10 protein-coding genes are annotated in these 13,987 nt (G+C 65.8%); 7 read left to right on the forward strand and 3 right to left on the reverse strand.

All coding sequences use genetic code 11. From position 1 onward, the window contains the following. Both ACTIMF_RS11065 and ACTIMF_RS11070 read left to right on the forward strand, forming a co-directional pair. A partial coding sequence (locus ACTIMF_RS11065; RefSeq protein WP_442350341.1) for a pyruvate carboxylase occupies positions 1 to 2,693 on the forward strand: 2,693 nt, incomplete at its 5' end. A 199-nt stretch (positions 2,694 to 2,892) separates the two neighbouring features. Continuing rightward, entirely contained in the window at positions 2,893 to 3,762 is an 870-nt protein-coding gene (locus ACTIMF_RS11070; RefSeq protein ID WP_442350342.1) for an SGNH/GDSL hydrolase family protein, read from the forward strand. A 48-nt stretch (positions 3,763 to 3,810) separates the two neighbouring features. Here the strand turns inward: ACTIMF_RS11070 and ACTIMF_RS11075 are convergent, their stop codons facing one another. Beyond that, complete coding sequence (locus tag ACTIMF_RS11075; protein ID WP_442350343.1) at positions 3,811 to 5,196, reverse strand: MFS transporter; 1,386 nt, start codon at positions 5,194 to 5,196, stop codon at positions 3,811 to 3,813. A 195-nt stretch (positions 5,197 to 5,391) separates the two neighbouring features. Here ACTIMF_RS11075 and ACTIMF_RS11080 point away from each other — a divergent pair, with 195 nt between their 5' ends. Beyond that, complete coding sequence (locus tag ACTIMF_RS11080) at positions 5,392 to 6,540, forward strand: acyl-CoA dehydrogenase family protein (RefSeq protein ID WP_442350344.1); 1,149 nt, start codon at positions 5,392 to 5,394, stop codon at positions 6,538 to 6,540. A gap of 183 nt (positions 6,541 to 6,723) precedes the next feature. On the opposite strand, the gene xylB is transcribed toward ACTIMF_RS11080, so the two are convergent. Continuing rightward, a complete protein-coding gene (gene xylB / locus ACTIMF_RS11085) occupies positions 6,724 to 8,112 on the reverse strand; it encodes a xylulokinase (RefSeq protein ID WP_442350345.1) in 1,389 nt (462 codons plus the stop codon). Next, positions 8,109 to 9,584, reverse strand: a complete 1,476-nt coding sequence (locus tag ACTIMF_RS11090; RefSeq protein WP_442350346.1) for a mannitol dehydrogenase family protein — start codon at positions 9,582 to 9,584, stop codon at positions 8,109 to 8,111. Before ACTIMF_RS11090 ends, xylB begins: the two co-directional genes overlap by 4 nt. A gap of 140 nt (positions 9,585 to 9,724) precedes the next feature. Here ACTIMF_RS11090 and ACTIMF_RS11095 point away from each other — a divergent pair, with 140 nt between their 5' ends. From ACTIMF_RS11095 to ACTIMF_RS11110, 4 genes are all read left to right on the forward strand, one after another. Further along, a complete protein-coding gene (locus ACTIMF_RS11095; RefSeq protein ID WP_442350347.1) occupies positions 9,725 to 10,786 on the forward strand; it encodes a sugar-binding transcriptional regulator in 1,062 nt (353 codons plus the stop codon). 89 nt (positions 10,787 to 10,875) lie between these two features. Beyond that, entirely contained in the window at positions 10,876 to 12,174 is a 1,299-nt protein-coding gene (locus tag ACTIMF_RS11100; protein WP_442350401.1) for an ABC transporter substrate-binding protein, read from the forward strand. A 32-nt stretch (positions 12,175 to 12,206) separates the two neighbouring features. Continuing rightward, on the forward strand, positions 12,207 to 13,130 hold the full coding sequence (locus ACTIMF_RS11105; RefSeq protein ID WP_442350402.1) for a carbohydrate ABC transporter permease: 924 nt from the start codon (positions 12,207 to 12,209) through the stop codon (positions 13,128 to 13,130). Beyond that, entirely contained in the window at positions 13,130 to 13,984 is an 855-nt protein-coding gene (locus ACTIMF_RS11110) for a carbohydrate ABC transporter permease (protein WP_442350348.1), read from the forward strand. Before ACTIMF_RS11105 ends, ACTIMF_RS11110 begins: the two co-directional genes overlap by 1 nt. Positions 13,985 to 13,987: the final 3 nt, after the last annotated feature.

Below are 13,987 nucleotides of genomic sequence, written 5' to 3' on the forward strand. Positions count from 1 at the left end.
GACGCCACCAGAAGGTGGTCGAGCTGGCGCCCGCGCCGAACCTAGATCCGACGTTGCGCGAGAAGATCTGCGCCGATGCCGTCGCGTTCGCCAAACAGATCGACTACTCGTGTGCGGGCACCGTCGAGTTCCTCGTCGACGAGCGTGGCCAGCACATGTTCATCGAGATGAACCCGCGCATCCAGGTGGAGCACACGGTCACCGAAGAGATCACCGACGTCGATCTCGTCCAGTCGCAGTTGCGGGTTGCGGCCGGTGCGACTCTCGAAGAGCTCGGTCTCTCCCAGGACATGATCAGGATCCGCGGCGCGGCGCTGCAGTGCCGCATCACCACCGAGGACCCCGCCAACGGCTTCCAGCCCGACACCGGTCGGATCACCGGGTACCGGACGCCGGGCGGCGGTGGTGTGCGGCTCGATGGCGGCACCGCGCTCGGTGCCGAGGTCGGCGCGTACTTCGACTCGATGTTGGTCAAACTCACCTGCCGTGGTCGCGATTTCGAGTCGGCTGTTGCGCACGCCCGTCGCGCCGTCACCGAGTTCCGCATCCGCGGCGTCGCAACCAACATTCCGTTCCTGCAGGCATTGCTCGACGACCCCGATTTCCGCGCCGGACGGGTGACGACGTCGTTCATCGAAGAGCACCCCGAGTTGTTGACGTCGAACTCCTCGGCCGACCGTGCGTCGAAGATCCTGTCGTACCTGGCTGATGTGACGGTGAACCATCCGAACGGTGTGCGTCCGGTCCATGTCGACCTCAAAGACAAGCTGCCCGCTCTCGATCTGTCGACGACCCCGCGCGACGGGTCCCGCCAGCGCCTGCTGGAACTCGGTCCGGAGGGATTCGCGGCGAGCCTGCGCAAGCAGAAGGCGTTGGCCGTGACCGACACGACGTTCCGTGACGCGCATCAGTCGCTGTTGGCGACGCGAGTGCGGACGTCGAGCCTGACCGCCGTGGCCCCCTACGTGTCGCGGTTGATCCCGGAACTGTTGTCGATCGAGGCGTGGGGCGGTGCGACGTACGACGTCGCACTGCGATTCCTGAAGGAGGATCCGTGGGACCGGCTCGCGCAACTGCGGGAGGCCGTTCCGAACATCTGCCTGCAGATGCTGCTGCGGGGGCGGAACACCGTCGGATACACGCCTTACCCGGAGTCGGTGACCCGGGCATTCGTCGCCGAAGCGGCGTCCACCGGGATCGACATCTTCCGGATCTTCGATGCGCTGAACAACGTCGACCAGATGCGGCCCGCGATCGACGCGGTCCGTGAGACCGGCACCACGATCGCCGAGGTCGCGATGAGCTACACCGGCGACTTGTCGGACCCGAATGAGAATCTGTACACGCTGGACTACTACCTGCGATTGGCCGAGCGGATCGTGAACGCCGGCGCGCACGTACTGGCGATCAAAGACATGGCCGGGCTGCTGCGTGCACCTGCGGCGACCACCTTGGTGTCGGCACTCCGGTCGGAGTTCGACCTGCCGATCCACGTGCACACGCACGACACACCGGGCGGCCAGTTGGCCACCTACCTCGCTGCATGGCAGGCCGGTGCCGACGCGGTCGACGGCGCGAGCTCTCCGATGTCGGGGACGACGAGCCAGCCGTCCCTGTCGGCGATCGTGGCCGCTGCCGCACACAGCGAGTACGACACCGGCCTGAGCCTGGACGCAGTCTGCGAACTGGAACCGTACTGGGAGACGCTCCGCAAGGTGTACGCGCCGTTCGAGTCCGGTGTTCCGGCTCCGACCGGGCGCGTCTACACGCACGAGATCCCCGGCGGTCAGCTGTCGAACCTGCGGTCGCAGGCCACCGCACTCGGGTTGGCCGACCGGTTCGAAGAGGTCGAGGCGAAGTACGCCGCCGCCGATCGGATCCTGGGGCGTCTGGTGAAGGTGACGCCCTCGTCGAAGGTCGTCGGTGATCTTGCATTGGCTCTCGTCGGCTCCGGTGTGGACGTCGAGGAGTTTGCCGAGAACCCAGGACGCTACGACGTCCCGGACTCGGTCATCGGCTTCCTGCAGGGTGAGCTTGGAACGCCCGTCGGGGGCTGGCCTGAGCCGTTCCGGAGCCGCGCGCTCGAGGGGCGGGGCGAGCCCGAACCGCAGGCTGATCTGTCGGCCGAGGACGAGGCCGCGTTGACCGGCGACTCCGAGACGCGTCGCTCGACCCTGAACCGGCTCCTGTTCCCCGGGCCGACCAAGGAGTACCTCGAGCACGTCGAATCGTTCGGCGACACCTCGCGTCTTTCTGCGACGCAGTTCCTCTACGGACTCCGCTCGGGCATGGAGCATCGGGTCGAGCTGTCCAAGGGTGTCAACCTCCTCATTGGGCTGGAAGCGATCTCCGAGCCGGATGACCACGGCATGCGGACCGTGATGTGCATCCTCAACGGGCACCTACGACCGGTGCCCGCTCGGGACCGCTCGATCAAGGCCGACGTTGCGACGGCGGAGAAGGCCGACAAGAACAACTCCGGGCACATCCCGGCACCGTTCGCAGGCGTCGTCACGCTGTCGGTGAACGAGGGCGACCACATCGAGGCCGGTGGGCAGATCGGCACGATCGAGGCGATGAAGATGGAAGCGCCGATCACCACTCCGCATTCGGGAACGGTCACTCGCACGGCAATCGACGGGGTCGCACAGGTCGAGGCCGGCGATCTGCTCGTCGTAGTCCACGACGACTAGGACTAGGACGACGCCAGGACTAGGACGGTGCTAGGACCAGGACGACGATTAGGACGAGGGAGCGGCCCTCAGTGGTCGGGCGAACCAGATGAGGTCGCGCTCAATCGATCATGCTATTCGATAGTGAAACGTGTTCTAGTCGACTACCGTGCACTCCAACAGTGAGTCAGTTCGATCGATCAACTTGTAGGAGTGCAGAATGCGGTTCAAGGGTGCGGTGACAGCGGTGGGAGCGCTGGCGGCCACGGCGGTGATGGCGGTGGGATTCGTTCCGGGCGCAGCGCAGGCGGCGCCTGCGCCACTGAAGTACGTCAGCCTCGGCGACAGCTATTCGGCGGGGTCCGGCGTGCTGCCGCTCGCGCCCGAGGCGAGTATCGGGTGCATGCAGTCGGCGGCTAACTACGCCAAGATCGTGGCCCGGTCGAACGGATACGATCTCACCGACGTCAGTTGTGGTGGGGCCACGACGGGCGATTTCTTCAGTTCGCAGCAATCCGGTGTGAAGCCGCAACTCGACGCACTCGACGACGACGTCGACCTGGTGACGTTCTCCATCGGCGGAAACGACGAGGACCTCTTTGCGGGCACGGTGATGAACTGCGTGGTCGCAGGCATCGGAGCTGGCATGCGCGGCGCGCCATGTGAGGCGAAGTACGCGAAGTCGGCATCCAAGACGATTCGCGAGACGACCTACCCGAACCTCGTCAGGGCAATGAACGCGGTGCGATCCAAAGCGCCGAACGCGCGGGTGGCCGCGCTCAACTATCCATGGATAGCGCCCGATCGCAACGCACCGTGCAACGGGATGCCGGTGTCGGCGGGCGACGGGAAGTTCACCCACCGTGTCCAGGCTGAGCTCAACGACGCGATTGCGCGGGCCGCGAAGAAGACCGGCGTGAGAATCGCGGACGTGGCGAAGGCGTCCGTCGGTCACGACGCCTGCAAGGCTCCCGGCGTGCGATGGGTCGAGCCGGTGCTGACCACGTCGCAGCTTGTGCCGGTCCACCCGAACTCGCTGGGCGAGCGGCAGATGGCAGCGGTGACGGCAAAGGCTCTGGATGTGAAGTAGCGGTCGACGCTCGAAGTAGCCCCGTGCTCTCGCCCGGGGCTACTCAATTCAGGCGCCGTGCGCCGTCTTCCGGCCCACTCGCAACTGATTGACCACCAGTGCGACGCAAACTGCTGTCGTCGTCACCGCAGCGACGCCGAGCGAGACGGTGATGCCGTGCTCCCCGGGACTGGCGGCGAGGATCGAGCCGACGATCGCGCTGCCCACCGCGCCGCCGACGGTGCGTAGGACCTGGTTGAAGCTGACGGCACTGCCGACTTCGAACACGGCGACGTTGCGCGCGATGAGCGTCGGCATGGCGGCGTACGCCGAACCCATGCCGAGGCCGAACAGCGTCATGCCGACCAGGATCTCCCACAGGTGATCGTTGGTCAGCCAGATCATGAGGGCCGATGCGGCCATCAACGACGAACCGGCCGGCAGCATCGTCGTCATGGAGCCGGGTCCGAGACGTCGGACGACGCGGTTCCCGGCGAGGCTGCCGACCGACAACGGCAGCATCACGAAACCGGCCCAGAACAACGGGAGCTCGAGTCCGTAGCCGGTCGCCACGGGAGCCTGCGCGATGATGCTGATGGTCGACAGGCTCATGTACATCGAGGCACCGAGACTGATCGCCGTCAGGTTCGCCAGGAGGACGTCCCGCGTCTTGACGACGTACAGGTTGATCAGCGGATCTCTCGACCGCAGTTCGACGAGCGCCCAGACGACGAGGCAGGCCACGCCGATGACGATCGCGGCGATCGTCGGAATCGACAGCCACCCCCAATGCGATCCCTGACTGACGGCGATAAGCACGCTGGCGAGTCCGGCAGATAGTAGAGCTGCGCCGGGAGTGTCGAACGGCCGGGACGTGCCCTCCTCACCGTCGGTCGGCACCCATTTCCAGACGACGACGATCGCGCTCAGGACGAAGAGCGCGGCGAACCAGAAGGCAACCCGGTAGTCGAGCATGCTCGCGAGGATGCCGGTCAGTGGATAGCCCAGGCCCAACCCGGTCGCGACCGTCACCGACAACGTCGAGATGGCGGGGTCGGCGCGGCCTGCGCCTCCGAGATGTCGGCGGGCCAACACGATGGTGACCGGCACGATTCCGTAGGTCAGGCCTTGGAGCGCGCGGCCGACGAGGAAGACGCCGAACGTCGGGGCAAGCCCTGCGACGATCGACCCGACGAGGATGACGACTAGCGAGATCACCAGGAGACGCTTGGTGTTCGGTCCGTCGGACAGCCTGCCCATGATCGGGGTGGCGACGGCTCCTACCAGGAGGTTCACTGTGAGCATCCACTGCGCGGCGCTCACTGAGACATCGAGTTCGGAGGCGATCGACGGCACAAGCAGCATGCCGAGCGAACTGACGATCGACGTCGTCAGGGCGGCGTAGATGAGGCTGGGGACGAGGGACTTGCTGCTCAGCGGCTGCCCCGTGGTCATGAAGTCTCCACCCCGAGCTCGCAGGCGCAGGGGTTCAGGGTAGACATCACGCATTCCGTTCTACTCGTCGTACCCGCGGCGGGGTGAATCGGGCGTGCCCGCCGATCGGTGCGGAGGCTGTGCGTCGTTCGCCGCTGCTGGAACCGTGGAGTGCCCGCCTACGATGACTTGTGGACCCGGCGAGAGGACTCATCGATGGCTTTGACTGCAGACGAACAGGACATGGTCGCTCTGGTCGCGGACTTCACGGACAAGAGGGTGCGCGGCAACGTTCGCGAGTTCGACGAGCCGGATGTGTATCCGGAGGGGTTCATCGAAGAGATGAAAGCGCTCGGGTTCTTCGGGTTGCTGGCTCCTGCGGAGTTCGGTGGAGTCGATGTGAGCACGGCGTGTTTCGCGCAGGTCACCGAGGAACTCGCTCGCGGATGGATGAGTCTGGCGGGTGCGATCGGCGGCCATTCGGTCATCACCTTCCTGGTCAAGACGTTCGGCACCGACGGACAGAAGCGGAAGTATCTGCCGCGCATGGCCGACGGCTCGATTCGGGCGACGATGGCGCTCACCGAACCGGGCGGCGGCAGCGACTTGCAGAACATGCGGACCTTCGCCGATCCGGTCGACGGCGGCTTCTCGATCACGGGATCGAAGACCTGGATCTCGAACGCGCAGCACTCGGGTCTGATCGGATTGTTGTGCATCACTGATCGTGCAGCGGCGCCCGCGCACGGCGGGATGAGCGTGATTCTCGTTGAACCCGGCGACGGGCCGACGATTTCGCGCAAGCTGCCGAAGCTCGGGTATCGAGGCGTGGAGGCGTGCGAGTTGGTGTTCGACGGCATGTCGGTCCCGGCGGACGCGGTACTCGGGGGCGAGCCGAACAAGGGGTGGGCGCACATGATGCGCGGTCTGGAGATGGGGCGTATCCAGGTGGCGTCGCGAGCGTTGGGCGTCGGGCAGGCCGCGTTGGACGCCGCCGTCAAGTACGCGCAGGAGCGTGAATCGTTCGGCAAGCCGATCTGGAAGCACCAGAGCATCGGGAATCTTCTCGCCGATATGGGAACCAAGCAGCAGGCTGCGCGCCTGTTGACGATCGACGCCGCCGAGAAGCTCGATCGTGGTGAGCGCGCCGACATGGAGGCGGGCATGGCGAAGCTCTTCGCGTCGGAGACCGCGATGCAGATCGCGCTGGACGCCGTCCGAGTCCACGGCGGCTACGGCTACTCCAAGGAGTACGACGTCGAACGCTATTTCCGTGACGCGCCGTTGATGATCGTGGGCGAGGGGACCAACGAGATCCAGCGAAACGTCATTGCCGCGCAGATGGTGGCGCGAAACCGGGTGTGAGGTCTCGCCGGGAGGCTCGATTCAGAACAACGCTGTAGATTGCTGCCGCTATGTGGCAGTGAACTACAGCGGTCTCGACTGCGCTCGACCAGCGTCTCGGTCTCGACTGCGCTCGACCAGCGTCTCGGTCTCGACTCCGCTCGACCAGCGTGGGACTGCGCTCGACCAGCGTGGGACTCCGCTCTACGAGCGCGCGACCGCGTCGGCGACGGCCCGGTACTGCTCATACACGTCCGGCGTCGGCTCGGCCGACACCGTGTGCGAGGAGATCGTCCACTCGGGCAACTCGCCGGTTAGGGCCCAAACGGCTTGACGCGCGGCGCCGAGAGCGACGTATTCGCCGTCGACCGGCATGGCGATCGCGCCGCCGAACAACGATGCCGCGATCTGTTGTACGGCAGTCGATTTGGAACCCCCGCCGGTCAGCGTGACGCGCTGTACGTCGATGCCCTGGGACTCGATGCGCTCGCGGCAGTACACCAGGGAGCAGAGGAGGCCTTCGACGGCGGCGCGGGCGATGTTGGCGGGAGTGAAGTTCGATGTGGTGACCCCGGCGATCGATCCGGTCGCATCGGGCAGGTTCGGGGAACGCTCGCCCGCGAAGTAGGGGATCAGGGTGAGACCGTCGGCGCCGGCAGGCGCCGACAACGCGAGTCGAGCGAACTCGTCGAAGTCGACGCCGAGCATCGCCGCGGTCGACGCCAGCACGGGCGCGCCGTTGAGGGTGCACACCAACGGGAGGTGGCGGCCGGTCGCGTCGGCGAAACCGGCCACCAAGCCTGACGCGTCGCATGGCGGAACGTCGGTTACCGCGCTGACGACACCAGACGTGCCGAGGGAGACGACGGCGTCGCCCGTCTGAGCGTGCAGACCGAGCGCGGCAGCCGCGTTGTCGCCCGCGCCCGCGCCGAGCACGACGCCGGTCGGTATGACTCCGGCGCGCTCACCCGGTCCGACGATTCGAGGGACTAATGGCCGCCGCCCTCGGAAAGCCAAGTCCAACAGATCTTCTCGGTATTCCCCGGTCGCCGCGCTGAAATATCCTGTTCCCGAGGCGTCGCTCCGATCGGTCGTCAACTCGGCGAGGTCGGCACCACCGAGCAGCTTCCAGGTCAGCCAGTCGTGGGGAAGGCACACGGTGGCGGTTCGGTCGGCGTTCGCCCGCTCGTTGTCGGCTAGCCACCGCAGCTTGGTCGCGGTGATCGAGGCGATCGGGACCACGCCGACGGCCTTCGCCCATTCGTCGGGCCCGCCGAGTTCGTCGACGAGATCGGCTGCGCTGCCCGCCGAGCGGGTGTCGTTCCAGAGGATCGCGTCGCGCACCACCTCGCCGTCGGCGTCGAGACACACCATGCCGTGCTGTTGGCCGCCGATGGACAGTGCGGCGACGTCGCCGAGCCCGCCAGCCTCGTCGATCGCGGAATGCAGTGCGCTCAACCAGTGCTCGGGCGACACCGATGTGCCGTCGGGGTGTGCTGTGGTCGCCGATCGGACGATCGCGCCGGTCTCGGCATCGCAGATCAGCACCTTGCACGATTGGGTCGACGAGTCGACGCCCGCGACGAGTGTCATGCGAGGACGGCCTCCAGTGTCTTTCGGGCGCCGACGGTGCGCAGGAGGTCGAGGGCTCGCAGGTAGGGCCCAGTGAACAGCTCGTGGTCGGCGAGGTCGCCGAACAAGTCCTCGTCCCGCGCGAACGCCAGCGGCTCGGTCTGCGACTTCTGCGCCAACGGAACCAGTCGTGCGGCCAGCCCGTCGACGACCTCGATCGGTTCCCCCTGCTCGTCGATGCCCTCGGCGTACCGGGTCCAACTCGCGACGACGGCGGCGGCCAACGGAACGCCGTCGCCGGAGGCGATGCGGTCACGGATCACCGGGACCAGCCATTTCGGGATACGGTCGGACGAGTCCTGGCACAGTCGCGCGACGGTATCGGCGATCGCCGGATTCGCGAAGCGCTCCAACAGAGTGTCGATGTACTCGTCGACGTCCACCCCGGGCAGGACGGCGAGTGTCGGCTTCCCCTCCTCGGTCATGTAGCGGCGCAGCAACGTGACGATGTCCGGGTCGCTCGCCGCGTCGTGGACGTACCGGTACCCGAGCAGATATCCGAAGTAGCCGAGCGCCTGATGGCCGGAGTTCAACAGCCGCAGTTTCATGTGCTCGTACGGCGTCACGTCGTCGACCACCTGCACGCCGACCTTCGCGAATGCGGGCCGACCCATCGAGAAGTCGTCCTCGAGGACCCACTGGGTGAACGGCTCGGCGACGACCGGCCAGTTGTCGGAGACGCCCGTACGTGTAGCGACTTCCGATGCGAGTTCCGGTGGTGTGGCCGGGGTGATCCGGTCGACCATCGAGTTCGGGAACCGCGCGTTGTCGGCGATCCACGCGGCGAGTTCGGGGTCGCGCAGTTTCGCGAAGGTCAGGAACGTCGACTGCGCCATGTGACCGTTGCCCTGGATGTTGTCGCACGACATCACCGTGAACGCCGGAACGCCGCGGTCACGCCGACGGGCCAGCGCCTCGGTTACGAGTCCGAACACGGTCACCAGCGGCTTCGTGCCTGATAGGTCGGCGACCACGTCGGGATTGGCTGCGTCGAACTCGCCGGTCGAGGGCGAGAAGTTGTAGCCGCCTTCGGTGACCGTCAGGGAGACGATTCGCGTGGCCGGGTCGGCGAGCCGTTCCACGACGGCCTCCGGATCGTCCGGGGCGTACAGGTAGTCCACGATCGAGCCGATCACCGACGTCTCGACCGCTCCGTCGGGATGCTTGAGTGTCAGTGAGTACAGGCAGTCCTGTCCGAGTAGGGCGTCGCGCATCGCGGCGTCGGCCTCGCGGACGCCGACGCCGCAGATTCCCCAGGTCGATGCCTCTGGATCTACGGCGAGGAGTCGGTCGAGGTACATCGCCTGGTGTGCTCGGTGAAATCCGCCGACCCCGAAGTGGACGATGCCTACGCTGATCGTCGTGCGGTCGTAGTCGCCGACGGTGGCTCCACTGATCTGCTGCAGGTTCGCCGAACTCAACGGAATGCTCATCGAAGCCCCTCTCCGGACCGCCATGGCCGGGCGCATACCGGACATGATGCTGTTGCGTACGTCACAGTCGAATGCTACCCTACTGAGCACATTCACAATCAGTGAGCATATGTTCACCGCGATACGAGAGCAATGTACCGATGACGGCAGAGCGAACGGCTGACGAACCGGCGAAGGATCCATCCGGGCCCTCGCACCGTTCGACGTCGCCGCGAGCAGGCTCGGACTCCGGGCACGACCTGCGGCTCCTCGTCCGTGCCGCCGCGATGTACCACCTCGACGGGCTGACCCAGGCCGACATCGCACGCCGACTTGGCGTCTCCAGGCCGACGGCGGGCAGGCTTATCGCCCGCGCTCGTGCTCAGGGGCTGGTCCAGGTGACCGTCTCCGCGCCGCCGCACCTCGGGTCCTCTATCCACACCGACCTCGAGCGCGAGATGGAGCAGACGTTCGGGCTCGACGAAGTCCTCGTCATGGACGAGGTCGCGGACGGCACCGGCACCGGGACCGCGGCACTCGGCCGCGCAGGCGCCTCGATCCTGATGCGGCGGATCCAACCGGACGACACCTTCGGTTTCACGTGGGGGCCCGAGCAGATCGCAGTGGCAGACGCGATGCGCGGGTCGGCGTCGTGCTCGCGCGTCGTGCAGATGGACGGTTCAATGACCTCCGTCGACTACGCGACCGGGCTCGACCACACCCTCATGCGATTCGCCGAATGCCTCGGTGCGCAACCCGTCCGTTTGATCGCCCCGCTGTACGTGGATGCCGGGACAGTCGAAGCGCTGCAACGCGACTCGCTGATCTCCCAGTCGCTCGACGCAGCGCGCGAAGCGCAGATCGTCCTCTACGGCGTCGGCTCGGCGTCCACGTCGACGACGCTCTTCGAGGGTGCGTTCATCGACTCCGTCGTCCTCGACGAACTCCTCTCGTTGGGCGCGGTCGGTGAGATCGGCGGCCGCTTCTACGACATCCACGGCGTCGCCGTGCAGTCCAGCCTGGTGGAACGGACCGTGTCTGTCTCGCTCGAGGCATTGCGGGACTGCCCGACATCAATCCTCATCTCCGGCGGACCCCACAGGCAGGATGCCGTTCTCGGCGCTCTGCGCGGCGGGTACGCAACCATCGTCGTCACCGATTCGGCGACCGCGCGATGGCTCGTGTCACAAGAGCTCGTGTCGCAAGAGAAAGGCGAACAGTGAGGTTCCCAGGAAGAGGTTTGGCGTACCGGTGGCGTACCGCCGGGCGCCGACGAGCGCTCGCGGCGGGTGCATCTGCAGTCGCCGTTGCGATGGTCGCGACCGGGTGTTCTGGCGCGGGCGCCTTGTTCGGCGACTCCGACCGCCAGATCACCGTCGCGATGGTGTCGAACTCCCAGATGCAGGATGCCGTCGAACTCTCGAGTCAGTTCACCGAAGAGACGGGCATCGACGTCAAGTTCGTGACGCTGTCGGAGAACGAGGCGCGCGCCAAGATCACCGCGTCGGTCGCGACCGGCGGCGGTGAGTTCGACGTCGTCATGATCAGCAACTACGAGACGCCGATGTGGGGCGAGTACGGCTGGCTCGTCGACCTCACCCCGTACATGAACGACTCACCGGGGTACGACGCCGACGACTTCATCCCGACGCTCAAGACGGCACTCTCGTACGACGGGAATATGTACGCGGCGCCGTTCTACGGCGAGTCGTCGTTCCTCATGTACAACAAGAAGATGCTCGCCGACAAAGGCGTGACGTTGCCCACGGACCCGACGTGGCCGCAGGTCGCGGAGGCCGCGGCGAAACTCGACACCGACAAGGTCGCTGGCATCTGTCTGCGCGGCAAACCCGGCTGGGGCGAGGTCATCGCACCGCTGAGCACGGTCATCAACGCGTACGGCGGCCGCTGGTACGACGAGGACTGGAACGCTCAGTTCGACAGTCCTCAAGTGCGTGACGCGGTGCAGTTCTACGTCGACACCGTGCGGAAATACGGCGAGGCAGGTGCAGCGTCGTCTGGCTTCCAGGAATGCAGCAACTTGCTCGCTCAGGGGCAGACAGCGATGTGGTACGACGCGACCTCGGCCGTCTCCGTGCTGGAGAACAAGGACGAGTCGTCCATCGCAGGCGACGTCGGCTACCTGCCCGCACCGTCTATGGCCAAGGGCGGCAACGGCTGGCTGTACACCTGGTCGCTGGGGATTCCCACCAGCAGCGACAAGCACGACGACGCCTGGAAGTTCATCGAATGGATGACCAGCAAGGACTACATGAAATACGTCGTCGACAAGAAGGGGCCCGAGAGCGTGCCACCGGGCAGCCGACTCTCCACCTACGAGATTCCGGCGGTCAAGGAAGCCTCGGCGCCCTACTCGGCGCAGATGCTGTCGGCGATGAACGCCGCCGACCAGACCCGCCCGACGCTGGAGCCCGTTCCGTACGAGGGAATCCAATTCCTCTCCATCCCCGAGTTCCAGGACCTCGGTACTCGAGTGAGCCAGCAGATCTCGGCGGCGATCGCCGGTCAGATCACCGTCGACGAAGCGCTCGCTCAATCGCAGAAGTACGCCGAGGTCGTCGGTAAGTCCTATCAGGAGGAGTCGCAGTGAGCACTGTCGTATCCACCCCGACGGGCGGCACGATGTCGACCGGGAAGCCGTCGATCACGTCGAAGAAGGAACAGATCTCGCGAGCCGAGGGGTGGCGTCGGCGCGGCCCGCTGCTGCCCGCACTGATCTTCCTGCTCGTCGTCACGCAGATCCCATTCGTCTTCACGCTCTACTACTCGACGCAGTCGTGGAACCTCGTCCGCCCGGGATCTCGGCACTTCGTCGGGCTCTCGAACTACGTGGACGTCTTCGGCGACCGCCAGTTCTGGCAGGTCACGCTCAACACGGTCTTGCTGATCGTCGGCACCGTGCTGATCTCGGTGGTCCTCGGGCTGCTGTTCGCGCTGCTGCTCGACCGCAAGTTCATCGGTCGCGGCATCGTCCGCACCCTGCTGATCACCCCATTCCTGGTGACCCCGGTCGCCGCGGCGCTGCTGTGGAAGACGAGCCTGCTTTCGCCGACCAACGGTCTGGTGAATTGGGCATTGAATCCGCTCGGCATCCACGTCGACTGGCTGTCGGACTTTCCGCTGATGAGCGTGATGGCCGAGCTCGTGTGGCAGTGGACGCCGTTCATGATGCTGCTGATCCTCGCGGGTCTGCAGTCGATGCCGCGCGACGTCCAGGAAGCTGCCCGCGTCGACGGCGCCACCAGCTTCCGGTTGTTTCGCGAGCTGACTCTCCCGCACCTGCGTCGGTTCATCGAACTCGGCTCGGTTCTCGGCGCGATCTACCTGGTCAACACGTTCGACGCCGTGTACATGATGACCTCGGGCGGGCCGGGCGTCTCCAGCGCCAACCTGCCGTTCTACATCTATCAGCGCGCCTTCCTCGGCTTCGACATCGGTCAGGCCGCGGCGATGGGTGTGGTCACCGTGATCGGAACGATCGTCATCGCGACGTTCGCGCTCCGCTTGATATTCAAGTCATTCTCCGGAACAGAGGAGGCCGCGTGATGGCTACCGCGACCAGTCCCGACGTCACCACACTGCGTCGTAAGCGCGACCCCAAGGGGATCCTGCTCACCACGATCACCTGGATCCTGGCGATCGGGTTCTTCTTCCCGGTGCTGTGGATGGTGCTGCAGGCGTTCAAGAAGGAGTCCGACGCGGCGACCAGTCCGCCGACGTTCATCTTCAGCCCGACCCTCGATCAGTTCAAGAACGTGTTCGACGCGGGGATCGGCACGCCGCTGTTGAACTCGGTGTTCGCGACTGTCGTGTCGACGGTGCTCGTGCTGTTGCTCGGCGTGCCCGCGGCGTTCGCGCTGTCGCTACGCCCGGTCCGCAAGACGAAGGACGCGCTGTTCTTCTTCCTGTCTACCAAGATGCTGCCGATCGTCGCGGCGATTATCCCGCTGTACGTGATCGTCGGCCAGATCGGGATGCTCGACAACGTGTGGACGCTCATCATCCTGTACACGGCGATGAATCTCCCGATCGCCATCTGGATGATGCGGTCGTTCTTCCTCGAAGTCCCCGGCGAGCTCCTCGAAGCGGCGAGCATCGACGGCGCGAGCCTGTGGACGTCGGTCCGCGAGGTGATCCTCCCGCTGATCTCGCCCGGTATCGCGGCCACGGCGCTGATCTGCGTGATCTTCTCGTGGAACGAGTTCTTCTTCGCCGTCAACATGACGGCCGTCGACGGCCAGACGATGCCGGTGTTCCTCACCGGATTCATGTCTGGTCAGGGACTCTACTGGGCACAGCTGTCGGCCGCGTCGGTACTCGCCGCTCTACCCGTCGTCCTCGCCGGATGGGTCGCACAGAACAAGCTCGTGCGCGGTCTGTCGTTCGGCGCCATCAAATAGACC

The organism is Gordonia sp. (in: high G+C Gram-positive bacteria) (assembly GCF_052106715.1).
In the GTDB taxonomy this organism is placed as follows: domain Bacteria; phylum Actinomycetota; class Actinomycetes; order Mycobacteriales; family Mycobacteriaceae; genus Gordonia.